At 69.2% G+C, this 24,781-nt stretch carries 18 protein-coding genes and 1 pseudogene; 5 read left to right on the top strand and 14 right to left on the bottom strand.

Translation table 11 applies throughout. The features are described from left to right. Positions 1 to 22: 22 nt before the first annotated feature. Positions 23 to 268 (top strand): hypothetical protein, encoded by a 246-nt coding sequence (locus K8640_RS09615; RefSeq protein ID WP_223746779.1) that lies wholly within the window; start codon positions 23 to 25, stop codon positions 266 to 268. Positions 269 to 338: 70 nt separating this feature from the next. Here the strand turns inward: K8640_RS09615 and K8640_RS09610 are convergent, their stop codons facing one another. The 7 genes and pseudogenes from K8640_RS09610 to K8640_RS09580 all read right to left on the bottom strand — a co-directional run bounded on the left by K8640_RS09610 (position 339) and on the right by K8640_RS09580 (position 8,929). After that, positions 339 to 1,970 carry a pyruvate dehydrogenase complex dihydrolipoamide acetyltransferase gene (locus K8640_RS09610; protein ID WP_223746778.1) on the bottom strand — a complete coding sequence of 544 codons (1,632 nt, stop codon included), beginning with the start codon at positions 1,968 to 1,970 and terminating at the stop codon, positions 339 to 341. Positions 1,971 to 1,975: 5 nt separating this feature from the next. After that, a pseudogene (locus K8640_RS09605) lies at positions 1,976 to 2,971 on the bottom strand (pyruvate dehydrogenase complex E1 component subunit beta); the annotation flags it as partial. A gap of 42 nt (positions 2,972 to 3,013) precedes the next feature. Continuing rightward, entirely contained in the window at positions 3,014 to 4,138 is a 1,125-nt protein-coding gene (gene pdhA, locus K8640_RS09600) for a pyruvate dehydrogenase (acetyl-transferring) E1 component subunit alpha (protein ID WP_223746916.1), read from the bottom strand. Positions 4,139 to 4,272: 134 nt separating this feature from the next. After that, positions 4,273 to 5,019: a hypothetical protein gene (locus K8640_RS09595; RefSeq protein WP_223746777.1), complete on the bottom strand. Its 747-nt coding sequence runs from the start codon at positions 5,017 to 5,019 to the stop codon at positions 4,273 to 4,275. Between the two features lie 55 nt (positions 5,020 to 5,074). Continuing rightward, a complete protein-coding gene (locus tag K8640_RS09590) occupies positions 5,075 to 6,640 on the bottom strand; it encodes a hypothetical protein (RefSeq protein ID WP_141323242.1) in 1,566 nt (521 codons plus the stop codon). 72 nt (positions 6,641 to 6,712) lie between these two features. Then, positions 6,713 to 8,173 (bottom strand): MFS transporter, encoded by a 1,461-nt coding sequence (locus K8640_RS09585; protein WP_223746776.1) that lies wholly within the window; start codon positions 8,171 to 8,173, stop codon positions 6,713 to 6,715. A 75-nt stretch (positions 8,174 to 8,248) separates the two neighbouring features. Beyond that, positions 8,249 to 8,929: an NUDIX hydrolase gene (locus K8640_RS09580; protein WP_141323239.1), complete on the bottom strand. Its 681-nt coding sequence runs from the start codon at positions 8,927 to 8,929 to the stop codon at positions 8,249 to 8,251. A gap of 141 nt (positions 8,930 to 9,070) precedes the next feature. Between K8640_RS09580 and K8640_RS09575 the strand changes: the two genes are divergently transcribed. The 3 genes from K8640_RS09575 (at position 9,071) to K8640_RS09565 (ending at position 15,199) form a co-directional block, all read left to right on the top strand. Then, entirely contained in the window at positions 9,071 to 11,581 is a 2,511-nt protein-coding gene (locus K8640_RS09575; RefSeq protein ID WP_223746775.1) for a bifunctional UDP-sugar hydrolase/5'-nucleotidase, read from the top strand. Further along, on the top strand, positions 11,581 to 13,587 hold the full coding sequence (locus tag K8640_RS09570) for a hypothetical protein (protein ID WP_223746774.1): 2,007 nt from the start codon (positions 11,581 to 11,583) through the stop codon (positions 13,585 to 13,587). The genes K8640_RS09575 and K8640_RS09570 overlap by 1 nt, the downstream gene beginning before the upstream one ends. A gap of 79 nt (positions 13,588 to 13,666) precedes the next feature. Continuing rightward, on the top strand, positions 13,667 to 15,199 hold the full coding sequence (locus tag K8640_RS09565; RefSeq protein WP_223746773.1) for a hypothetical protein: 1,533 nt from the start codon (positions 13,667 to 13,669) through the stop codon (positions 15,197 to 15,199). Positions 15,200 to 15,268: 69 nt separating this feature from the next. Here the strand turns inward: K8640_RS09565 and K8640_RS09560 are convergent, their stop codons facing one another. Together K8640_RS09560 and K8640_RS09555 are read right to left on the bottom strand one after the other, a co-directional pair. Continuing rightward, entirely contained in the window at positions 15,269 to 15,604 is a 336-nt protein-coding gene (locus K8640_RS09560) for a hypothetical protein (protein WP_223746772.1), read from the bottom strand. Positions 15,605 to 15,690: 86 nt separating this feature from the next. Then, positions 15,691 to 16,095 carry a hypothetical protein gene (locus tag K8640_RS09555; RefSeq protein WP_223746771.1) on the bottom strand — a complete coding sequence of 135 codons (405 nt, stop codon included), beginning with the start codon at positions 16,093 to 16,095 and terminating at the stop codon, positions 15,691 to 15,693. A gap of 394 nt (positions 16,096 to 16,489) precedes the next feature. On the opposite strand from K8640_RS09555, the gene K8640_RS09550 reads away from it, so the two are divergent. Next, positions 16,490 to 17,935 carry a hypothetical protein gene (locus K8640_RS09550; protein ID WP_223746770.1) on the top strand — a complete coding sequence of 482 codons (1,446 nt, stop codon included), beginning with the start codon at positions 16,490 to 16,492 and terminating at the stop codon, positions 17,933 to 17,935. 52 nt (positions 17,936 to 17,987) lie between these two features. Here K8640_RS09550 and K8640_RS09545 read toward each other — a convergent pair whose 3' ends face one another. From K8640_RS09545 to hemA, 5 genes are all read right to left on the bottom strand, one after another. Next, complete coding sequence (locus tag K8640_RS09545; RefSeq protein WP_223746769.1) at positions 17,988 to 19,832, bottom strand: GspE/PulE family protein; 1,845 nt, start codon at positions 19,830 to 19,832, stop codon at positions 17,988 to 17,990. Next, complete coding sequence (locus K8640_RS09540) at positions 19,817 to 21,613, bottom strand: adhesin (protein ID WP_223746768.1); 1,797 nt, start codon at positions 21,611 to 21,613, stop codon at positions 19,817 to 19,819. Before K8640_RS09540 ends, K8640_RS09545 begins: the two co-directional genes overlap by 16 nt. Before the next feature lie 118 nt (positions 21,614 to 21,731). Continuing rightward, entirely contained in the window at positions 21,732 to 22,466 is a 735-nt protein-coding gene (locus K8640_RS09535; RefSeq protein ID WP_223746767.1) for a uroporphyrinogen-III synthase, read from the bottom strand. 42 nt (positions 22,467 to 22,508) lie between these two features. Next, a complete protein-coding gene (gene hemC, locus K8640_RS09530) occupies positions 22,509 to 23,450 on the bottom strand; it encodes a hydroxymethylbilane synthase (RefSeq protein WP_141323224.1) in 942 nt (313 codons plus the stop codon). Continuing rightward, the gene (gene hemA, locus K8640_RS09525; protein ID WP_223746766.1) at positions 23,447 to 24,781 is read right to left on the bottom strand and encodes a glutamyl-tRNA reductase; all 1,335 of its coding nucleotides are present in this window, start codon (positions 24,779 to 24,781) and stop codon (positions 23,447 to 23,449) included. Before hemA ends, hemC begins: the two co-directional genes overlap by 4 nt.

Here is a 24,781-nt window from a genome sequence, read left to right as displayed (position 1 = left end):
CACCCTCAGGAGGGACTTCGTCATGGCGCACCAGGACAAGCCCGACGACAAGCCGCGCAAGGCGGGCAGTGACGCGGATTACGCCGAGCGCATCGACCACGTGGAGGCCACGCGCCCCGAGCCCTGGCCCGGAATCCGCGGACGCTCGCACGAGGATGAGCAGGAGCTCCCCACCGGCACGCCGCGCGAGCAGCAGGCCCGGGTGACGGAGGCGCAACGCAAGCTCGAGGAGGAAGATGCGAGCGAGCGCGAGCCCACCCGCGAGTAGAAACGAGAGGGCCCGCTCCCAGCCGCTCCGGGGACGGAGCGAGGAAGCGGGCCACTCACCTGCAAGCAGCCTAGAAGAGCAGCCGCGTGGGGTGCTCCAGCAGGCCGCGCAGCTCGCGGAGGAACTCCGCGCCGATGGCACCGTCGACGATGCGGTGGTCGCACGACAGCGTGGCCGACATCATCTTGCGGATGACCATCTGCCCGTCGCGCACCACGACCTTGTCCGTCACCGCGCCCACCGCGAGGATGGAGGCCTGCGGCGGGTTGATGATGGCGGCGAAGTTGTCGATGCCGTACATGCCCAGGTTGCTCACGGTGATGGAGCCGCCCGTGTACTCCTCGGGCTTGAGGGCCCGCTTGCGCGCGCGCTCCGCCAGCTCGCGAATCTCCGTGGACAGCGCCTGCAGCCCCTTGGTGTCCGCGTCGCGGACGATGGGGGTGATGAGGCCCTGCTCCAGCGCCACCGCGATGCCCACGTCCACCGAGCCGTGGTGGATGACCTGGTCACCCTGCAGCGACACGTTGACCTTCGGGTAGCGGCGCACGGCCATGGCCACGGCCTTCACGATGAGGTCGTTGACGGAGACCTTGAGGTCCATCGCCTTCGCCTCCTCGCGCACCTTCACCGCGGCGTCCATCTCCACCTCGATGGTGAGGTAGAAGTGCGGCACGCCGGGCTTCACCTCCGTCATCCGCTGCGCGATGACCTTGCGCATGGAGGACAGGGGCTCGGTGCGGGACTCCGCGCGCGCCACCGTCGGCGCCGAGGGGCCCTTCCTCGCGGCCGGCGCGGAGGGCGCCTGCGCGGGGGACTTCGTCCCACCCTTGGCCAGCGCCTCCTCGATGTCGCGCTTCACCACGCGACCCGAGGGACCCGAGCCCTGCACCTGCGCGATGTCCAGCCCGCGCGCCTGGGCAATCTTCTTGGCGAGCGGACTGGCCCGGACCCGGCGTCCCCCACCAGACGCGGAAGGCGCCTGGGGAGCGGGAGCCTGGACCGGCTGCGCGGCGGGAGCGGCAGCGGGCTTGGGGGCCTCGGGCGCGGCGGCCTTCGGCGCGGGAGCGGCGGCGGCCGCCTTGCCCCCCTTGGGCGTGAGGTACGCGATGGGCGAGCCGACCGGGGCCGTCTGGTTCTCACCGACGACGATCTCCGCCAGTGTCCCGTCGTCGTAGGCCTCGATCTCCAGGTTGGACTTGTCCGTCTCCAGCTCGGCCAGGGCCTCGCCGGAGGAGACCTTGTCCCCCACCTTCTTCAACCACTTGACGATCTTCCCCTCCGTCATCGTCGGGGACAGGCTCGGCAACTGGATGGCGATGCGGTCCCCACCACCGGACGCGGCGGGGGCGGCAGCGGGCTTGGGGGCCTCGGGCGCGGCGGCCTTCGGCGCGGGAGCGGCGGCGGGCGCGGGAGCCGGCGCGGCGGCCTTCGGCGCGGGCGCGCCTCCGGCAGCGACCTTCTCGCCCTTCGCGCCGACATAGGCGATGGGCGCGCCGACGGGGGCCGTCTGGTTCTCGCCGACGACGATCTCCAGCAGGTAGCCGTCGTCGTACGCCTCGATCTCCAGGTTGGACTTGTCCGTCTCCAGCTCGGCGATGGCCTCACCGGAGGAGACCTTGTCCCCCACCTTCTTCAGCCACTTGACGATCTTCCCCTCCGTCATCGTCGGGGACAGGCTCGGCATCTGAATGGGCGTGGCCATACGGGTCAGGCTCCCTCGCGGTACAGCACCTTCTTCACCGCCGCGATGATCTTGGGCGCGTCCGGCTGCGTCGCGTTCTCCAGGTTCGCCGCGTAGGACATGTTCACGTCGAGCCCCGTCACGCGCTCCACCGGCGCATCCAGGTCGTCGAACGCCTTGGACTGGATGATGTCCACCACCGAGGCGCCCACACCCGCCAGCGCCCAGCCCTCCTCCACGATGACGGCGCGGTTCGTCTTGCGCACGCTCGCGAGGATGGCCTCCTCATCCAGCGGCCTCAACGTGCGCAGGTCCAGGACCTCCGCGTTGATGCCCTCCTTCGCCAACTCCTCGGCCGCCTGCATGCAGAAGTAATACATGCGGCTCCAGGTGATGATGGTGACGTCCGTGCCCTCGCGCTTCACGTCCGCCTTGCCCAGCGGCACCACGTGCTCGCCCTCGGGCACCTCGCCCTTGAGCGCGTAGAGCCGCTCGCCCTCGAACATGATGACCGGGTTCTCGTCCCGGATGGCCGCCTTGAGCATGCCCTTGGCGTCCGCGGGCGTGGCCGGAGCAATCACCTTCAGGCCGGGGAAGTGCGCGTAGTTGGCCTCCAACGCCTGGCTGTGCTGGCTGGACAGCCGGCCGCCGGCGCCGCCCGGGCCCCGGAACACGATGGGGCAGCGCAGCTGGCCGCCGGACATGTGGCGCAGCTTGGCCGCGTTGTTGACGATCTGGTCCATCGCCAGGATGGCGAAGTTCCACGTCATCATCTCCACCACCGGACGCAGGCCCACCATGGCCGCGCCCACGCTCATTCCACCGAAGCCCAGCTCGGAGATGGGCGCGTCGATGATGCGCGCGCTCCCGAACCGGTCCAGCAGTCCCTGCGACACCTTGAAGGCGCCGTTGTAGCGGCCCACCTCCTCGCCAATCAGGAAGACGTTGGCGTCGCGCTCCATCTCCTCGGCGAGCGCCTGGTTCAGGGCCTCGCGGTACATCAACTCGGGCATCGTCGGCTCCGACTCGAAATCAAAAAGGGTTGGGGTGTGACGGGCCGGGCACTAGTTGCTCAGGCCCGCCTTCTTGTCCGCGGCTTCCGCCTGCTCGCGCGGCTCCAGGTCCCAGGTGACCTTCAGCTCCTGGCCGCTCGGGTACTTCGGCCAGTTCGTCACCTTCACGCCCAGCACGCGCTCACGCGGGCGAACGTCCTCCTCGCCCGGCTCGACGATGGTGTCGCGCCACAGCTCCTCCAGGCTCGGCTCCGGGGACTCGTCCGCGAACTTCACCGCGGCGTCCACCTGCGCCTTCACCTCTTCCTCGATGCGCTCGAAGTCCGCGTCCGCCCCCAGGCCATTCTTGATGGCGTAGTCGCGCAGCTTGGGGATGGGGTCGTTCTTGCGCTCCTCCTCCACCTCCTGCTTGGTGCGGTAGTTGGCCGGGTCCGCCATCGAGTGGCCACGGAAGCGGTACGTGTTCGCCTCCAGCAGCACCGGGCCCTTGCCCGCGCGGCACCACGCGGCCGCGTCCTTCACGGCCTCGTACATCTTCAGCACGTCCATGCCGTCCACCGGCTCGCCGCGCATGTCGTACGCCGCGGCGCGCTTGTAGATCTCCGGCACCGCCGACGTGCGCGCGATGGCCGTGCCCATGCCGTAGCGGTTGTTCTCGCAGATGTAGATGACCGGCAGCTTCCACTTGGACGCCATGTTGAACGTCTCGTGGAGCGCGCCCTGGTTGGCCGCCGCGTCGCCGAAATAGCAGACCGTCACGCGGTCCTCGTTGCGATAGCGGCTGGCGAAGGCCATGCCGGCCGCGAGCGGAATCTGCCCGCCGACGATGCCGTAGCCCCCGTAGAAGTGGTGCTCGATGTCGAAGATGTGCATCGAGCCGCCCTTGCCCTTGCTGTAGCCGGAGCCCCGGCCGAACAGCTCCGCCATCACCATGCCCGCGTCGCTGCCGCGCGCCAGGGGCTGGCCGTGGTCGCGGTAGGCGCTGAGCATGTAGTCGTCCTGGCGGATGGCCTCCACGGGCCCCACCGCCACCGCCTCCTGCCCGATGTACAGGTGGCAGAAGCCGGCGATCTTCCCCAGCGTGTACTGCTGACCCGCGCGCTCCTCGAAACGGCGGATGAGGTACATCTTCCGGTACATCGTCAACAGCTGTTCTTTCGAGTACGGGCTGGCCACCGCGGGTGCCTCCATGCAGGCCGTCCCTCCTCACCCGGGGACGGCGAATGCCGTGCGCCTCATAGCGCGCGGACCTGGGACTTCAAAGCCTTTCAAACCCCGCGCCCTTCCCCCGAAAATTCAGGCGCGGTGCGTCAGGAAACCAGCGTGAAGTGCGGCACGCTGATGATGCCGTCCAGGAGCGTCACGGGCCGGCCGGAATGATCCGTGGCCAGATGAATGACGGTGGCGTCGGGGAAGCGGCGCCGGTAGTCGTTGGCGTGGGTGGGCTCGTTGTCGAAGGCGGCCACCAGGGTCCCCAGCCGGCCCAGTTGCGCATGGGCCTCGCGCTTGAACGCATCGTCGTCGTCGTAGGGCGCGGGCTTCATCACGAGCATCACCCGCTCCCCATCCGGCACGGCCATGCCGAGCCGGCGCATGCAGGCGACGGAGCCCCCGCGCATGCCCTCGTGACGGCCCGTGACGTAGACGAGCCGGGCGCCGGTACCCACCACCGCGTGCGTGAAGGCCGCCGCGCCGTCGATGGCCTCGTCCACCGCGCAGTACTCGCTGGTGAAGAAGCGCTCGCCCCAGAAGTGGCGCGCGGGCTCGAAGTGCCGCTCCACCAGGGCCGCCTCCAGGCCGCACGCGCGCATCGCCTCGCGCATGTCCCAGCCAGAGTTCCAGTGGTGGGCCTTGCACGTGGACAGCGGCTCCACCGCATGCGCCGTGCCGTATTCCCGGAGGATGCGCGCCTGGCGCTCCCGGTTGTCGAGCAGGGTGGAGTCCAGGTCGAACGCCAGCACCGCCTGCTCCCCGAGCGAGCGGGCCTTGGCCAGGATGGCGTGGAGGCTGTCGCGCCAGTCGTCGCGGATGCGCTTCTTGAAGTCTTCGTGGGCCATGAGCGCGGCGAACATTACCCGCGCGGGCCGCCGAGCGCCGCCGAAACCGCCCGACTCAGGCGGCCGACTGCCAGGGCATGGGGCCAGGGGGCGCCCCGGCCGCCGTGTCCGCGAAGCGCAGCATGCGCTGGATGCCGTTGCGGTCCAGCACCAGCCGCACCAGCTGCGTGCTCTCCTGGCGCCGGTCCGTCTCCTCCTCCTCGACGGTGAAGCGCAGCACGACGTCCACCGGATAACGCTTGGCGCCCCGGATGTGACCCACGGACAGGTCCGCCAGGTCCACGTACTCGAGCGCCAGCTCCGGCTCGTCCATGTCGCGCAGGAAGCGCTCCACGTTGAAGCGCAGGATGTCCGTCACGCCCGACAGGCCCCGCTCCGTGCGCGGCAGGAGCCGGGCGTCCAGGATGATGTGCTTCTGGTAGCGGATGACCGTCTCGGTCAGCTCGCCCTGGGACACGGTGAGGAAGTCGTCCTGGTGGCGCAGCGAGGCCACCGAGTCGGGGACCTTGGGCGCGTAGTCCACGCGCTCCTCGCACGTGCCGATGGTCCGCCCCGTCACCGGGTCCACCAGGTCCGCGGTGCGGTCCGACAGGTGCGTGGCCGCCACCCGGCTGAGCACCCGGCGCAGGCCCTCCTTGATGCGGTCCTTCATCATGTAGCCGACCACGGCGATGAGGAAGAAGTTGAGGCTCACCTGCGTGAAGCGGATCTGCGCCCACAGCGCCACCGCCGTCGCGAAGGCCATGGCGATGCCCGCCGCCAGCGCGAAGAGCACCTCCTCCCAGCCCTGCCGCTTCTGCCGCCGGCGCGAGGACAGGAAGAGCACGTTCATGCAGAACTTCTTCAGCATGCCCAGCCGCTGGATGTACTCCTCGTTGTCCCCCGTGGGGCTCAGCACGCTGCGAAGCCGGTGCTCCTTGCGGTAGGACTCCTCGCGCAGCACCGCCTCCATCAGCCCCTTGCGAAGCTGCAGCCACGGCTCCCCACGCGGAAGCGCCTTCATGTCCGCCACCGCGCGCCGGAAGCCGTTCTCCACCAGCAGGCTCACGTACTCGTCCACCAGCCGCAGCGACGCGCGCGAGCGCTCCTGCAGCCGCAGCTCCCCCACCGAGCGCAGCCACTGCCGGAAGCGCGCGAGCACCTCGCTCACCCCCGCCTGCATCGCCACCACGTCCGACTCCAGCGTCGCACACGCCTCCGTGGGCAGCGCCACCGGCCCCTCGCAGCGCGTCTCCACGCCCGTGGCGAAGCGCCTGAGCGCCCCGCGCAGCACGCACGACAGGAGCTTCGCCTGGTAGACGATGTCCTTCTCCGAGCCCAGCCCCGTGCGCAGCCACGCCTCCAGCCGCACCAGCGGCGAGGCGTCCGACGTGAGCAGCTCCTGCACCGCCATCACCGGCGTCTTGAAGCGCACGTAGTTGTGGATGTCCGCGTAGAAGTCCGCGCGGGGGTACGTCTCCGCGTCGATGTTCAGGCTCCCCGGGAGGAACAGATGCGCCTCCACCAGGTAGCGCGTCTCGTCCGCCCCCGAGGGCTGGTACTCGAGCTTGATCTCGAACTGCTTCCGGTCGTGAACCTCGAAGCGGCTCTGCAGTGGCAGTGGGGCGGGTACCTGGGACACGTCCACACTCTACGTCACAACCCTGTCACGGGGGAGTGACGCCCCCGTGACGTCCTGCGGTCCACAGCGGCCTCAGCCTCCCGTACCGGTCTTGGGAGTCGCAACCGGCTGGGTGACCACCGAGGCCCCCCCGACGGGCGCCGTCTTCGGCTGCGGGCGGGCATTCCACACCCGCGTGGCCAGCAGCAGGCCCGCGAAGGACAGGGGCAGCATGGCCAGGGGCCAGTTGCCCCAGTTGTTGGGGTCCTTGGCCACCTCCCCCGCCGGGAGGATGCGCCCCAGCAGGATGGATTGGAGGGCGGTGCCCGCGTACACGGCGCCGTCGATGATGCCCACCGCGAGGCCCGCGTTCTTCTTGCCGCCGAAGTCCATGCTCGCCGTGCCCGACAGCATGCCGTGCACGCCGATGACACACAGGGACATGAAGATGACCGTCCAGCCGAGCGCCGGGCTGTTGAGCAGGAACAGCGTGGCCACCGCGCCCAGGCTCATGCCCGCGTAGAGCACCGCCGACACCGGCCCGCGCCGCGAGTCGAACACGCGGTCGCTGATGACGCCGGCGAACATGCCGCCGGTGATGCCCGCGACACACAGCAGCATGCCCCAGTTGGCCGCGACGAACGCCTCCGACAGGCCCGTCGCCTTCGCGAACTTGGGGTACCACTGCATGATGGCGTTGCGCATGAAGCCGCTGCAGAACTCCACCATCAGGATGATGATGATGGTGCGGTTGCTGATCATCTTCTTGAACACTTCCCACACGCTGCTGGACGCCGCCTCGCCGCTGGACGCGTCCGCGGTGTCGAAGTCCGGGTGGCCCGTGTGGCTGGGCGTGTCGCGGATGACGAAGAAGTCCAGCACCACGAAGGCCGCGAGGATCGCCGCCGGCACGAAGAACACCCAGTACGTGGGCGCCGCCTTGGCGATGAAGCGGCTCCAGTCGTAGGCGAAGTAGACGCCCAGCGAGATGAGGATGCCGAAGACGCCGCCCAGCTGACCGCGCTCGCGCACATGGAACCAGGACGCGTTCACCTTGACGATGGAGACCGCGCCGAAGCTCTGGAAGTACATGTTGACGGCATAGAGGAACGACAGCGTCCCCACGATGCCGCCCGGCGGCTGCCAGCCCTCGGTGAGGACCTTGTAGACCACCACGCCCATCAGCACGTTGGCCACCGACGAGCCCGCGGCCGACAAGAGGATGGTCTTGCGGCCCCCGAGCCTGTCGGTCAGCGGTCCGTTGAGCAGGAACGCGCAGCCGTAGACGAGCGTGCCCCAGAAGAAGATGGTGCCGAAGTCCGCGTTGGACGTGTGGCCCTTCATCGCGCTGGTGGCTTCGTTGAGGTTGTAGCGCCCCATGTAGAGGAACGCGTACGTCATCCCCAGCGGGAACCAGTTGAAGAAGCGGCGTCGGCGGAAGGCGTCCGTGTGGCCCAGCTCCACCTTGGGCAGCCGCGCGAGCACGAGCGCGATGGCTCCCAGCAGGATGAGAATGGGCAACAGGTTGGCCAGCCACGGGGGCAGCGACGACATGCAGCGACCTCGGCAGTGGAGTGCGAAAACGCCGCGCACCCTACCCCGGCCGCCGCCCCCGGAGAAACTCCGTGCTCATCCCAATCGGGCGAGCAACCTCGTGAGCGCCACCTCCGTCTTCGCGTCCGGGATGTCCCCGCGCCGGCACGCCTCCAGCACCTCCCCCAGCGGGCGCCAGTGCAGCTGCGTCCCCTCCTCCAGGGGCGAGCCGTCTCCCTCGGGCTCCTCCTGCGACACGTCCGTGACGTCCACCGCCGCGGGGAAGACCTTCTCCGACAGGATGCCCGGCGCCAGGAAGAACGAGCCGCCCAACAGCTGGATGTCCTCGGGCCGCACCGGATAGCCCGCCTCCTCGTGGACCTCCGCCGCCGCGCGCTTCTTGAGGCCCTCCTCGCCCTTGTCCTCGGGCTCGAGCAGGCCGGCGACGATCTCCTCCACCCGCAGGTAGCCCGTGCCCGGGTCCGGCACCGTCATCGCGTCGCGTTGATCCTTCCGGAAGTACGCCGCGGGCCGGAGGTTCATCCGCGTCAGGACCTCGAGTCCCGCCGCACCGCGTCGATAGACGAGCACGGCGACGGCATCCAACCGGGGCCGGTCCACCACGTCGACGCGGTACACGGACGACGAGGAGCCATCCGCGCGTCGGTTGCGACACCGCAGCCGCTTCACTCGGAGGAAGCCCTCGTCGCAGCGCGCCGTAGACGAGAAATCCTCGATGATCTCGATGTCAGTCACACTGGAATGACGCTGCCGCATGTCTGCTTGCTCTCCGTGAAGGGGGCCCTGAATAGGGGGACTGTACGAATGCCATGGCGGCGTTGCTTGCCCGCCCGTGTCCGATACCGTACCTTGCGCCCGCTTTACTCCCGACGTCCTACCGAAACACGGAATCTCCTGATGCGTCGCCTCCTGCTCGGCCTCTTCTGCGCCCTGGTCTCGGCCTCATGCATGCCAGTGATGGAAGGCCAGGACTACAACCTCGAGGGGCAGGAGGTGCGGCTGACGCTCCTTCATACCTCGGACATCCACTCACGCCTCATCCCCTACGACTTCGCGCCGCTGAAGACGGACCAGGACCTGGGACTCATCCCGGAGGCCGGCCCGTTCGGTGGCGCCACGCGCATGGCCGCGGTGCTCAAGCGCGAGCGCGCCAAGGGTGAGCGGGTGCTGCACGTCGACTCGGGCGACTGCTTCCAGGGCGCCCCCATCTTCAACCTCAACAACGGTGAAGTGGAGTTCCGCTTCCTGTCGCAGGCCCGGCTGGACGCCGCGGTCATCGGCAACCACGAGTTCGACGCGGGCGCGCTGAACTTCACCAACCAGGCCAAGCAGTTCGCGACGTTCCCGCTGCTCGCCGCCAACTACAACTGGAATGACTGGCGGCAGAACGGCAGCAACGAGACGGCGCTGGAGGCCGCGCCGTACACCATCCGCAACGTGAAGGGCCTGCGCGTCGCCATCATCGGCATGGCGAACATCTCCTCGCTCAACTCCATCGTCGAGGGTGGCAACAGCCTCCAGGTGACGCCTCTGGAGCAGAACGAGGTGGTGCGTGCGTACGTGGACCTGCTGCGGCCGGTCTCCGACCTCATCGTCATCGTCAGCCACCTGGGCCTCACCGAGGACCAGGACGTCATCCAGGGCTACGAGGCCTATTACGAGTACGGCCGCGCCCGCTCCTTCATCCGCCGCGAGAAGAACCCGTGGCAGGTGCTCGAGTGGTTCGGCCCCGAGGGCAACGACAAGTCCGTGGTGCGCGTCCAGATTCCGGGCGTCAGCGGCGTGGACGTGGTGATGGGCGGCCACCTGCACGTGGTGCTCAACCCGCCGCAGCTGCTCGCGGACCCCAGCGGCCGCAAGGTGGTGCTCTCGCACTCCGGCGCGTTCGCCAAGTACGTGGGCCGGCTGGAGCTGGTCGTGAAGATGCCGGACGTGATCGGCAGCGGCGAGGGCGGCGAGGTCCTCAGCCAGGACTACCGCGTGTTCCCGCTCGACGGCCTGTGGTGCGACGAGGCCATGCGCAAGTACCGGTATGACTCGAACATCTTCTGGGAGGATGGCCAGTTCATCCAGACCCCCGAGGTCCGCGCGGCCATGGAGGCCTGCAAGGCCCAGGAGGACCGCCAGACGACGCACCTGCTCCAGCCCTACATCATCGGCATGGACATGCGGCTGCAGCTCACGAACATCTTCTCCTACGCGCCCACGGACGTGACGCGCCGGAACAACTCCACGGGTGGCGACTCGCCGCTGGGCAACATCGCCGCGGACTCGATGCGCAAGCGTCGCCGCGTCGACGCGCAGATGGCGCTCACCAACTCGCTGGGCATCCGCGACAACCTCTACGCGGGCGTCATCTCCCAGGAGTCGATGTTCAACGTGTTCCCGTTCGAGAACACCATCAACATCATGTACCTCTCCGGCAAGGAGATGCAGGAGATGTTCAACTTCGTCGCCGAGCGCTCCGCCGAGCGCGGCTGCGTCAGCCAGGCGCAGATCTCCGGCGCGAAGTTCACCATGGACTGCGCCCAGGTGCAGATCAACGACCTGCGCATCACCTGTGACATGAACCTCAAGGGCGCCGACTGCCCCCCGGAGAGCCGCACCGGCCACGCGCCGTGGCAGTGCATCCAGGACGAGAGCAGCTCCTCGGACCAGGGCCGCTGCTACGCCAACCCCGGCACCGACATCCGCATCGGCGATGAGCCGCTCAACCCCTTCGGCACCTACCGCGTGGCGGTGAACGACTACATCGCGAAGGGTGGCTCGGGCTTCAACGTGCTCAAGCGCAACACCACGCGCCAGGAGACGGGCATCTCCCTGCGTGACTCGCTCATCGGCTACATGCAGGACTTCTGCACCTGCGACGACATCAACGCGGGCTATGCCACGCGCGGCAACCGCGAGGACGGCCAGCGCTGCGGCTCCATCGTCAACGGCCAGTGGGTGGTCAACGACCGGCTGCGCGCCGCGTGCCGTGAGATGCAGGACTACGAGAACGAGCTGGAGGCGCGCGTGGGCAGCTGCTCGTGCGGAGACCTGCTGCGCAACGGCTTCAATCCGGCCGGTTGCGGTGTGGACACCGTCACCAACCCGGACCAGGCCCGCGCGGCGTGCATCGCGGCCAAGCAGGTGGGCACCTGCACCTGCGGCGAGCTGGCGGGCCGTGGCTACGACCCGTCGGGCTGCAACATCCCGGACGTGACGACCGCCGTCGAGGCGCAGGCCGCCTGCGCCGTGTCGCCCGGTCCCTTCACCGGACGGTGCGACTGCCGCGAGATCCTGAGCGGCAGCAACCCCGTGTGCGGAACCGTGACGCAGCAGCTGCGCAACTTCTGTGACAACCCGACGGCGATGCCCATCGCCGACGCCGTGGAAGACGGCCGTATCGGCCGGAGGGTGAAGTAATGAAGCGACTGGTTCTCCTGTCCGCGCTGACCCTGGCTGGCGCGGGCTGCTACACCGACGAGACGCCCCAGCCCACCGGTGTCTCCTCCTTCAAGGTGACGGTGAAGGGCTTCTACGTCGCGGACTCCAACCCGCGCACGGCGGTCCCGGTGGTGGCCAGCTGTGCCACCGAGCACGGGCAAGGCAACCAGGCGGCGGTCCCCCTGGAGCTTCGCGGCACGAAGGACTGTCGTCTCGCCATGCCCCGCAGCGCGGTGGACGTGGACATCGACATCCAGGCGCTGGACGTGAAGGGCCAGCTCATGGAGTCGTTCAACGGTCCGGTGTCCTTCCGCACCGTGCCGGGCAACCTGACGGGCCCCTACCGCTATCGCTGGGTGCAGCTGACCAACGGCGCGGGCACCGGCACCGTGCGCTCCTCGCAGCTGTACGGCGAGGCCCACGTGTGGGTCGAGGATGATCCGGTCGAGGTCGACTACGCGGGCGGCGCCGTCGTCGACGGTGAGCTCCCGGTGGAGCCCGCGACCCGCACCTCGGCCACGGGCCTGTCGCGCTCGGTGTTCTTCGAGGAGCCCACCATCTCCACGGTGCAGGTCCCGCAGAACAGCGACCAGCTCACCGCGTACGCCGGCACGTTCATGCGCATCGGTCGTGCGCCCGAGGGTGGTCCCCCGCTCCTGCAGAACTGCGAGCCGGACGACCCGAACCACAACCAGCCGGTGACGCTGCTGGTGACGGGCACGGACCCCAGCGGCTTCTTCGTGACGGACCTGACGGCCTGCCGCGTGCGCGAGGGCAGCATCCCCGGCGCGAACACCCAGACGGCGGAGCCCTCCGGCTTCTTCCCGGGCCGCTTCAACTCCCTCTACATCTACAACTACTCCTTCCCGGAGGGCCTGGACCCGGGCGACCTGCTGTGGTCCATCGCGGGCTCGGTGCAGGAGTTCACGGCCACCACGCAGCTCACCTTCCCGTCGTGGAGCATCCGTGAGCGGGTCCGCCTGCTGCCCCAGACGGAGTGGAACAAGTACCTGGCGCTGGCGCCCCCGACGGAGATCAACGGCCGCCTGTGTGGCCTCAGCGGCTCGCCCTACATCTCGGACGTGATGTGCGGCTACAGCTACGGCAACTACAAGATGGAGGGCCTGGAGTCCTCGCTGGTGAAGGTGCGCCGGGTGAAGTTCCCCACGGTGTTCCGCAACTGCGACGCCAACGGCAACGGCACCGTGCCCTTCTTCTGCCCGGATGCCCGCAACGGCGTCTTCGGCGCCTGCGGCGCGGATACGCCCAATGACCCTGATGTCCCCGAGCGTCAGTGCAACGTCGACTGCACGCTGGGCATGGGCCAGTACCGCAACCAGATCTGCGCGGAGAAGAACACCTACGACAGCTTCGGCCAGTTCGTGGTGGAGATGGTCTCCATGGGCGCGCCCGAGGCGGGGCTCGACGACTCCGTGGCGGGCCGCCTGCACACCCTCAACGCCGCGCCTCCGGTGGCCCCGGCCACCGAGGCCTGGACGCGCTCGACCAACACCTACAGCATCGGCGTGACGCTCAACATCTGGTGCGACAAAGCCACGAACGTGCGCTTCGGCGGCACGAGCGCCCCCGGCCCCGCGACAAACGTGGCGCTGCCCGCGGCCACCCACCTGGAGCACCTGATGGCCGACAACCAGATGGTGGTGTGGGTCTCCGTCGCGGACCCGGCCAACGGCGCGGCCCGCTGCACGGTGAGCCAGAACCAGAAGGCTCGCATCAACCTGGTGACGAAGGACGCGGTCCCCGACCTGGTGGTCAACTGCAGCGAGACGAACGGAGACGACGAGGCGCGTCGGCAGTGCAAGCTGCTGCACGAGGCCACCTTCGACATCGTGGGTCACCTGCGCCACGTGAGCGCGGCGCGTCCCCGGTGGATCATCCTGCCTCGAGATCAGGACGACCTCTGCTGCTACCCCGGCCCGGGTCTGGAGTGCCCGAAGCCCATCAAGCCTTGCGTGAATCCTTAGACTTTTGACGAGCTCGTGCCCCGGTTCCACCGGGGCGCAGGGAGGAGCGTTCCAAGCGGGCGCTCCGTGGAGAGGGACATTGAAAACGCTGCAGAAGCTGGCCCTGTCGGGGCTTATCTCCTTGAGTGCGCCCGCCTGGGCCAGTGACTTCGTGGACACGCGTCTGTCGTTCGTCTTCGCGGACGACAACGTGCTTGCGGGTTCGGGTGAGACGACGCCCAACAGCCCCAATGCGCGGTTCGGCGCGGGCAATCAGAACACCCAGTTCTACGACAACTTCAACACCCGGTTCTCCGGCTTCGAGTCGCTCTCGAACGTGGTGCTCTACAAGAAGGCGCCCGCCTTCTTCGAGGGACTCACGACGGAGGCGGCCCTGACGCTGCTGGTGCTCGAGCGGCCCAGTGGCGCGGTGGCCATCCAGGACAACTCCAGCTACATCCGGCTCAACTACCAGCCGCCGGGCTGGGGTGAGAAGGAAGGCATTTCGCTGGTCGGCTTCCCGGTGTCCGCGGACCGCTTCCGTCTGGGCTATGCGTACCGCATCTCCTGGGGTGGCAGCGCGGCGTTCACGACGCGCTCGGCGACCAACGGCGTGCCCGGCGCGAAGCTGCAGATCACGCGCGACCGGTGGTACGCGTACGTCGGCGGCAAGACGGCGCTGGTGCAGAACGAGCTCATCCTCGAGGAGGAGACGCTCTACGGCGTGATGGGCGGCGCGGGCTGGGACATCCTGGACACCCTGCGCGTCGAAGCGGGCGGCGGCTTCTTCCAGAAGGGCCTGGTCCCGGGTCTCGCCACGTTGGGCGTCGAGGCGCCGGTGAACGCGGCGGGCGTTTCCGCGCAGGTCGTCTACCACGTGGGCGTGCCGGTCGGCACGAGCGTGGACTTCCGGCTCTACAAGAACGACCCGGAGATCTACGAGCGGTTCTTCGCGCCCGAGCAGTACCCGGGTGGCCTGTCCTACTCCGTGTCGCTCGAGGGCAGCTACCTGTCCCAGACGCTGGAGAAGCCGGACACGTTCGGCGCGACGGAGCCGCAGGGCGCCACGGCGCTGGCGCTGCAGGCGCGCGCGAAGCTGGGCTTCCTGCGCCTGAGCCTGCTGGGTCTGTACCGCAGCCTCTCGTTCATCCAGTTCGACGTGCCGGGCTTCCCCCCGTTCCAGGACTTCCCCGAGGGGACGAAGCTGAACCCGGAGATGTTCCTGGCGCTGGGCGCGGACTACCACCTGCCCGAGCTGCACTTCACGCCGGGCTTCATCTTCGGTGTGCAGCGGCCGGCGTCGTTCCGCAGCCCCACGCCGGTGCTGGGTGGCAACAACCCGCCGGACAACCTCATCGGCACGCGCACGGTGGTGGTGCGTGACGTGAACATGCTGAGCATCCTGCCGGAGACGTGCGGTGGCTCGGGCTCGTGCGAGGCGGAGCCCATCTACTCGGCGAAGGCGACGTTCCGCTGGGATCTGTCCGACTCCGTCGCGGCGGTCGGCGAGGTCTACTACACGTACGACACCAACCGGACCACGTTCCGCGATGACATCACGGGCATCGCGCAGCCGACGTTCGAGAAGCCGCATGCGCTGGGCTTCAACACGCTGCTGCAGGCGCGCTTCTAGGACTCACGTGAAGTGAGACACGCGGCCCGGTTCCCGATTGGGGAGCCGGGCCGTTGTCGTTCGTGGGCTTCATGAGGGACGTGTCCCTCGGGACTCCTTGGACGAGACCCTCTGGAGCATGGACTCGAGCAGGGACAGCCAGCCTTCCGAATCCGCTCCGCCGACCACCATCTTGACGAAGGATGTCTCGGTCGCCGTGTCGACCTCGCCCGAATGAAGCCTGGCAAGATGGCCTGTCAGCCGGTGAAGGGTTTCGTTGCACCGGCGCGCTCGCTCGACCCTTGCGTCGAGGAAGTGCTCACGCGCCACGATGGTCACTTGATGGGCATACGCAAGATAGAACCAGCGTCGGCGCTCCTCGGGCAGCACAAGGATGCACGCCTCCAGGGCCTCGGTGTCTCTCATCACGAATCACTCCTTGGCATCCGCTATCTCGGTGGGACCGACCCCTCCGTCGGTCCCTGGCGGACAGCCACTGCTGGCGCAAACGCTCATCCCTGTCGCCGACACCACTCGATGAACTCACGGGCCGTGTCGGGTGGTCGCTGTTCCCAGCCCGTGAGAGCATGGCTGGAGCCGGCGAAGCGCGCGAGTTCCTGCAACAACACAGGAGCCCGCTCTGGCAGATCCGCGAGCCCGAGGATGACCTTGCCGTCTCTCGTAAAGAAAGCCATCGCCTGACGTGGGGCCAGCCCATCCTCCTGGCCCCAATACAGCCCATACGGCTCGTCAGCGTGTGCTTCCAGGTACTCCAGAATCCCATCCTCGGTTCGCAAGATCTCCCGCGGCGGGCTGGCGAACTCTGGAATCCAGAACTCGTCCCTCCGGATTGAGCGTCCGGGCAGGAACCGTTCGAGAAAGGCACGAACAGCTTCCGCACGCCTGTCATCACTCAAGACATACAACTCTTGCGTACCACCCATCATCTCACTGCCCCGCTTCGGCCGAGTCTGGCCATCCTGGTTACAAACCGCTGACACTTCCGCCCTTCCCTGCCTGCTACTCGGCGAATCCCGATGGCTCGTCTCTCAGGATGGCTCCACGCACTGCTTCGAGCTGAACAGACATCCCGCCGCCACCGACTGGCAATCCGGCGCCGAGATTCCCGCGACATCCTTCGTCCTTTTACCTCCCTCGGTCGAGTGACACCGCTTCGCCGTCGAATCGACGGACGGCACTGCCAGCTCGCACGCCTGGGGCCGTATAGGTCGCGGGCGCGCATCCGCGTCCCGGTCGACCAGGAACAGCATGGGGGCTGTTCCTGGGTCGCGCCGCTTCGTGAGGAGTGTCATGCGTCGCGTCTGTGCAGGGCTGGTGATGGTGATGTTGGGGGGAGTGGGCTGTGGGGATTCGACGGAGGGCGGCTTGGGTCCCACGGAAGACGTGGACTTCACATCTCAAGAGTCCTTCTTCAAGGGCGGCTCACGCATCAAGGTCCGTCGGATGACCACGACCGAGGGCCTACGCTGGGCAGAGGCGACCTACGACGCCGCACGCCTCCGACCCTGCACCTGGCAGCCGGTGGCCCCCGACGGCGACCTCTACTGCCTGAGTGACAACCTCCACCGAACCACCTGGAACGAGACACCCTTCTACGTCGACGAGAGCTGCACCAAGGAAGGCGTCATCTCCGCGAGTCCACTGCCCGTGGGGACCATCCTCGCGAAGGAAGCAGCACCTCCCGGAGTCCTCCAGCAACTGTTCCACCTGGGCGCCCGTGTCACCGGCTCCGTCTACCTCCGTGACGACTCCGGAGGCTGCCATGCCCTCCCGAACAACTCCTCGAGAGCGGCCTACCATTTCGGTGACGAGGTCACCGGCAACACGTTCGTGAAAGGCCAACTGCGCCAACACGTCTCCAAGGATGGCGTCGCGGCCCACTTCGTCGAAGGAGAGGATGGCTCCTTCAGCTTCCATCACCTCGATGCCACCGAACACGGCGTCACCTGTGCCGTTCAGCAGGCCCAGGACGCGTCACTGCGATGCCTCCCCTCGGGACAGGACGCCGCCGTCGCGCTCCTCGGTGGACTGTCCGCGGACGCGAGCTGCAGCGAGCCGGTCCTCATGGCGACCGCCTGCAATGCACCCCGCTTCGCGGTCGAGCCCTCTTCGAGCCGCTGCGAGACCGGGGTCAGCGTGTTCTCCACCGGCCCTGTCGCGACTGAGATGTATGCCATTTCCGAGGACGGGACGTGCATGGAGTCCTCCCTCGGCCCGAACGGGCCCTGCTTCCATCGCCCCGGCCAGGAGGTTCCTCCCACGCGCTGGCCTGAAGCCAGACACGTCGACATGGAGGCCCATGGCCGGCTCGTCGTGCGCGGAGCACGTTTGAATGACTCGCTCCATGTCCCGATGGGTTTGTTCGACACCCAACTGAACGCGGACTGTCACTTCGAGGCCGACACGAGTGGACAGCTGCGCTGCTTCCCCACCACGCCCACCTTCAATCTCGGGCTCTACGCGGATGCGTCGTGCACCCAAGCCCTGGCGCAGACCTACGAGGAGCACTGCTACACGGGCCCGTATGCCGTCGTCGCGGCCACCACGGCAGGAGACGCGCACCGCGCCTTCCACCTGGGCGCCCGTCACCAGGGCCCCACGTACGCCAAAATCATGCTCACAGGTCAGCCGACCCGCTGCGCCGAAGTCTCCACGCCCGCCACCAGCAAGCGCTGGTTCCTCGGCGAGGAACTCCCCGCCAGTGAGCTGGTCCCTGGCCGGGCCACCCTCGACTAAAGCCCGTTCGTATCGTGGCCCAGGCGCACGGTGAAACACCGTGCGCCCGTCCTCACGCGGACGTCATCCGCACCACTTCGTCGAACGCGGTGAGCCCCTGCGCCAGCTTGCGAACGGCGGCCTCGCGCAGCGTGCGCATCCCGCCGAGCCGGGCCACCTCCACCAGCTTCTCGTACGGAGCCTCGCGGGAGATGTGCTCCCGCAGCTCCCTGCCCGTGGTGACGATTTCGAAGACACCCGTGCGTCCGATGAAGCCCGTGCCACGGCAGCGCACGCAGCCCGCGCCCTTGAGCAATCGCACGCCCCCGGGGAGCAGCGGCAACGGCGCCTGGAGCGCCAGGAGCTCGTCGGGCGTCAACGACGTCTCCTCCGCGCAATGACTGCACACCCGCCGCAGCAGGCGCTGTGCCATCACCCCGAGCAGACTCTGCGCCAGCAGGAATGACGGCACCCCCAGGTCCCTCATGCGCGCCACCGCGCCAAGTGCGTCGTTGGTGTGCAACGTGGACAGCACCAGGTGTCCGGTGAGCGCGGACTGGATGGCGTTCTCCGCCGTCTCCGCGTCGCGAATCTCGCCCACCATGATGACGTCCGGGTCCTGGCGCAGGATGTGCCGCAACGCCCCGGCGAAATCCAGCCCCACCTTGGGCTGCACCTGCACCTGGTTGAACGCGTCCCACACCATCTCGATGGGGTCTTCAATCGTGGTGACGTTGACGTCCGGCCCCGCCAGCGCCTTGAGCGCCGAGTACAGCGTCGTCGTCTTGCCACTGCCTGTCGGGCCCGTCACCAGGATGAGCCCGTGCGGCTGGTCGATCCACGACTCGAAGTTGGCCTTCTCGTCCGGCTCGAAGCCGAGCTGGGCGATGTCCTGCACCAACGTCTCCGGGTCGAAGATGCGGATGACCACCTTCTCGCCGAAGGCCGTGGGCAACGTGCTGACACGCAGCTCCACCTCGCGCCCGTCCCGCTCCGTCTTGATGCGCCCGTCCTGCGGCTTGCGCTTCTCCGAGATGTCGATGCGCGAGAGCATCTTCACGCGCGACACAATCGGCGGATGCACCTGCGCCGGCAACGAATACACCGGATGCAACACGCCATCGATGCGCAGCCGCACCACGCTCGTGGCGCGCTTGGGCTCGATGTGGATGTCCGAGGCGCGGTTGTCGAACGCATAGCGCAGCAGGTAGTCCACCGCCTGCACCACGGGCCGGTCCGACGCCTCCAGCTCCTGCGTCCCGCTCAAGGAGACGAGCTGCTCGAAGTTGGAGACCTGCGCCCCACCCGACGCCGCGCTGAAATCATCCGCCGCCCGCGCGAGCGTCTTCTTGAAGCCGTAGATGTCGGAGATGGACTTGAGGATGTCCGCCTTCGAGCTGAGCACCGGCTCCACCGGCAGCCCCGTCAGCCGGTGGAAGCTCTCGAACAGCTCCCGGTCGAACGGGTTCGCCACCGCGACCACCAGGCGCCCCTGCGGCGTGCGCTCCAGCGGCAGCAGCACGTGCTTCTGCGCATAGGGCCGCGACACCGTGCGCGTGGCCAGCCCCATGTCCAGCTTCAGCGGGTCGATCTTCCGGTACGTCAACCCGGAGGCGCGCGCGGCGGCCTCGGTGACGCGGTCCTCGTCCAGCACGCCGCGGCCATTGGCCAACGGCACCTGGAACGCGGCCACCACCTCCACCGGGGACACGTCGTAGCGCGCGGCGTCCTTGCCGCTCGCCGCGGTCTGCGCCTTGAGCACACGCGCTCGCGCGGCGGGCTCCTTCGCGAGCACCTCCTGGGCCTGCTGGGGCGTCAACAGCCCCTGGCCGACGAGCGCCTCCAGGACGAAGAGCGTGGTGAAGTCCACCCGGCTCCTCACGGCAGACGCATTCGGGCCGCTCACGGCTTGTGCCACGTCCTTCTCCTTCCAGCCACCAGCAGCAACAGGACCAATCCACCCAGGAAGGCCGCCGCCGACACGGGCGCGCCCTGGCAGCCACAGCCGTCCGGACCACCCGGGCCCTTCGGCGGCCCCGCGTCCACGGGCGGCGGAGGCGGCGTGCCCGCGTCGTTGCACAGCGTGCACGAGCCCGCGTCCGGCTTGGCCAGCGGATCGTAACAGGTGCCCGCGGCCGAGCAGAGCATGGAGGGCGCGCAGTCCTTCTCCGTCCGGCAGACGGGCAGACAGGCGGAGCTGCCCTGCTCCACCGTGCCGCACCTCAGCGTCGCGTCACACGACGTCGCCGAGCAGGCCCGGACACACGCCCGCTCACCCTCCTTGTTCACCACCTGGCACGACGTCCCACCCGGGCACGCGCACGCCGCCACCGAGCACGGCTGCGCGCAGACGCCCTCCGTCCCCCCTTCCGCGACCAGGCAGTACTGGTTGGTGCCGCACTGCGCATCCGCCGTGCACGCATCCCCCACCTGCCTGCCCGCCGTCTGCCGAGGCACGCAGACGCGGTCGCACGTCCTGCAGACGGAGTTGCTGTCGCAATCCGCATCACCATAGCAACCGGGGACGCAGAGGTTCCCCTCGGGGCGCGTCTCGCAGGTATAGCCGGGCCGACAGTCGCTCCCGCCGGGCGTACAGGTCTTCAGACAGATGGAGCCCTGGCCGGGGACATCCGAGCACTCGGCGCCCGCGGGGCACGAGCCCGCGCCGCTGCACGTCTCCGTGCAGTAGCCCAGGTCCCACCGGTCGAACTCCCCGTTGCCCGAGGGCGGATCCACCGGCGGGATGCAGACGCCGTTGGTGTTGCCACAGCTGCGCGGGCCCGGCGTGCACTCGCGGCCCACGGGCGTGACACCGTCGGGCAGCGCCGGAAGACAGGCCTTCGTATAGCCATTCACCAACGAGGAGTCGCGGCAGACATAGGGCGCGGGGCACTCGCCGGAGGTGTTGCCGAAGCAGCCCTTCGCGCAGACCTTCAGGTCCTTGCCCGACACCGTGGACGGCGCGGTGACACACGTCAGGCCCGTGGTGCACGTGCCGCTCTCGCACGGGGAGCCGACCGCCCCCGTCTTCGGATAGAAGCGGCACAGCGCCGTCCTGTCGTAGTCCGCCAACTGCCGCCGCGTCACGCCCGTGGGCAGGTCGAAGAACATCACCGCGCCAATGGCCTCGAAGCTGTCACCGAGCCCGAGACAGTGGCCGATTTCGTGGGTCAGCACACTCTGGATGTCCATGCGTCCCGCCGGCGTGGGCGTCAGCGTGGACCAGGCGTAGTTCACCGCGTTGAGATAGACATCACACTGGTACACGTAGCCGCCGAAAGTCAGCGCCCTCGCGGCCGCGGGCCTGTCGCCTCCGTTGAGCGTGTCCTGAAAGTGAATATCGGTCGCGCTCGTCACCCAGATGGGAACGACGTTGAAGCGGTCCCCCGGGTCATCGACGTTCGCCATGGGCGAGCCCGTCGTCGCCACGCCGCCGTCCGCCGGGAAGGAGAACGTGGGCCACGCGCAGGTCGTCCCCTGCCAGGTCTCGAAAGCCGCGCGACTGGCCGCCGTCACCAGGGCCAGGTCATTGCCGGCGGGCTGGGCCGCACGCCCGTCCACGTAGAAGACGAAGGGGTCCGACGGCGTGCTGAGCACCCGGTACCCCAGGTCCCTGTATTCCAGCACCTGCTGCGCCGCCGCCGTGGCGGCCAACAACAGCCCAAGTACGACGGCGCTCCGCTGCGAACCCCGATTCATCGATGAGACCCCTCCCGCGTCGCCTGACTCCCGGCATGCGGCCGGCAGGGCGATGGGACGGCCAGTCTACTCGCGAACGATTCGCCTCGTGGCACCCACGCCACTTTCCGCCAGGGACTCAGTTCCCCCGGACGGCGCGCACCGTGGCGTCCACCAGCGACTCGGGCGTGGGTCGCTCGGCGATGGCCGAGGCCGGCAGCCCCAGCTGCTCCAGCGCCGAGGCCGTCGTCGGACCGATGGCCACCACCCGCGCGGCGCCCAACCGCTCGCGCCCCGCGGCCTCCAGGAAGGCCTCCGCCGTGCGCGGCGAGGCGAACACCGCCACGTCGGGCGGCGAGGCCCCCAACAGCTCCAGCGCCTCCAGCGGCAGCTCCGCCGGCAGTGAGCGATAGGCCGTCACCCGCGTGACGAGCACCCCGGCCTCCCGCAGCGCGTCCTCCAGCTCGCGCCGACCGTCCTCCGCCGCGGGCAGCAGCACCTCGTCCCCGGACTGCAGGCCGTCCTTGAGCATCTCGAACAGCGCCTGCCCCGTGCCCTCCTCGGGCTCCGCGGCGACGTCCAGCCCATAGCCCTTCACCGCGCGCGCGGTGCGAGGCCCCACCGCCGCCAGCTTCACGCGGGAGATCCTGTCGGCCGTGCCCGCCTCCCGGAGCGCGTCCAGCAGCGCGTCCACCGCGGAGGGGCTGGCGAACACCACCCAGCGGTAGCGCTGGATGTGCTCCGCGGCCGACGCCAGCGGGCGCGGGTCCTCCGGAGGACGCAGCTCCAGCAGCGGGAGGCTGAGCACCTCCGCGCCCTCGTCCTCCAGGAGGAAGCACAGCTCTTCGGCCCGCTCACGCGGGCGCGTCACCAAGACTCGGATGCCTTCCAGTCGCCGTTCCACGCGCGCGGCAGTCTAGGGCCGCGCGCCCGGGCGGCGAGCGAAATCACGCAGGATGTCCGCCGCGCCACGCGACAGCAGGTCGTCCGCGAGCGCCTCGCCCAGCTCGGCCGCCTTCGCCACGGGGCCACGCACCTCGCCCCGCACCACGTGTGCGCCATCCGGCCGGCCCACGAGTCCGCGCAGGTGCACCTGGCCCTCCGACACCGTGGCATGCCCCGCCAGCGGCACCGTGCAGCCACCCTCCAGCTTCGCCAGCAGCGCCCGCTCCGCCGTCACCGCCACCCGCGTCGTCGCGTGCTCCAGCGGCGCGAGCAGACCGCACACCCGCGCGTCCGCCCCGCGGCACTGGATGGCGAGCACCCCCTGCCCCACCGCTGGCAGGCTCACGTCGGTGGACAGCACCTCCGTGATGACATGCTCCAACCCCAGTCGCTTGAGCCCCGCGTGCGCCAGCAGCGCGCCGGCGAGCCCCAGCTCCTTCGTCTTCGCCAGGCGCGTCTGCACGTTGCCGCGCACGCTCACGATCTCCAGGTCCGGCCGACGCGAGCGCAGGATGCAGCTGCGGCGCAGCGAGGACGTCCCCACGCGCGCCCCCTGGGGCAGCGCGTCCACCGTCGTCTGGCCCGCGGTGCCGCAGAAGGCATCCCGGGGGTCCTCGCGCTCGGGCACGGCCGCGAGCACCAGCCCCTCGGGCAGCTCGGATGTCATGTCCTTCAGGCTGTGCACCGCGACGTCGGCGCGCCCGTCGATGAGCGCCTGTTCAATCTCCTTCACGAACAGGCCCTTGCCGCCCACCGAGGACAGGGGCGCGGACAGGAAGCGGTCCCCCTCGGTGGTCATCTCGACGAAGGACACCTCGAGGCCCGGGTGGTGGGACTTCAGGAGCGCGCCCACGTGACGCGCCTGCCAGAGCGCCAGCGGGCTCTGCCGGGTGGCGATGCGCACGGACGTCATCGCTTCGCCCCCGTGGCCACCTGCGCCGGGCCCTGCGCGGACAGGGCCTGCGGCTGCTGCTCCGCCGCCTCCAGCTCCGCCTCGAGCAACCCGAACAGCTCCGCGGCCGCGCCCGCCAGCCGGTTGCCCTCGCCCTCCGGCCCCACCGCGCGCAGGCGCGAGGTCGGCTCGTGCAACAGCTTGTTGACGATGGCGCGCCCCATGGCCTCGATGCTCTTGCGCTGCTTGTCCGTCAACCCATCCCCCAGCGACGTCAACGTCCGCTCCACCTCGGCGCGGGCAATCCCCTCCGCGCGTTGCCGCAACCTCGCCAGCACCGGCATCCCCTCGCGCAGCGCGCGCTCCTTGACGAAGCGCGCCACCTCCTGCGCCACCAATACCCCGGCCTTGTGCGCCTCCTCGGCGCGCGCGGCCGCGTTGTCCGCGACGAACTTCTGGATGTCGTCCACGTCGTAGGCGTGCACCCAGTCCAGCGTGCCCACCCCGGGGTCGATGTCGCGCGGCACCGCCAGGTCCACCATGAACAGCGGGCGGCCACGGCGCGCCTTGCCCACCGCGCCCACATTGTCCCGCGTGAACAGCGGCACCGGCGACGCCGTGCTGCACACCACCACGTCCGCCGCCGTCAGCAGCGTGAAGAGCTCCTCGAAGGGCCGCGCCGTCCCGCCCACCTCGGCCGCCAGCGCCTCCGCGCGCGCCAGGGTGCGGTTGGTGATGAAGAGCTTCGTCGCGCCCGCCTGCTGCAGGTGCCGCGCCGCCAGCTCTCCCATCTCCCCCGCCCCCACCACCAGCACCGTCTTGCCCTTCAGCCCGTCGAACACCTTGCTCGCCAGCTGCACCGCCGCGGACGCCATGGACGTCGCCGCGCGGCCGATGGCCGTCTCGGTGCGCACCCGCTTGGCGCAGCCGAACGCCGCCGCGCACGCCCGCGTCAGCTCACCCCGCACCGCGCCCGCGCCCTGCCCGCGCTCGAACGCGTCCTTCACCTGGCCGAGGATCTGCGCCTCGCCCAGCACCATGGAGTCCAGGCTGGACGCCACGCGGAACAGGTGGATGAGCGCGGCCTCGCCCCGGTGCTCGTACAGGTGCTCGGCCGCCTCGGGCCCGCCCAGCGCCTGCAGCTCCGACACGGCGCGCTCCCGGGCCACGCCCCCATCCGGCGCGGACAGATACACCTCCACCCGGTTGCAGGTGGAGACCCACAACACCTCCACCGGGGCCTGCGCCAGCTTCTGCAGCACCTCCACCTGACGCGCTTCGGACAAGGCCAGCCGCTCGCGCACCACCAGGGGCGCCGTGCGGTGGGACAGGCCAATGCAGACGAGCTCCAT

Source organism: Myxococcus sp. XM-1-1-1 (assembly GCF_020037095.1).
GTDB lineage: Bacteria > Myxococcota > Myxococcia > Myxococcales > Myxococcaceae > Myxococcus > Myxococcus fulvus.
Note: the sequence above shows the minus strand (reverse complement) of the source record. Positions and strands in the feature narration are given on the sequence as shown.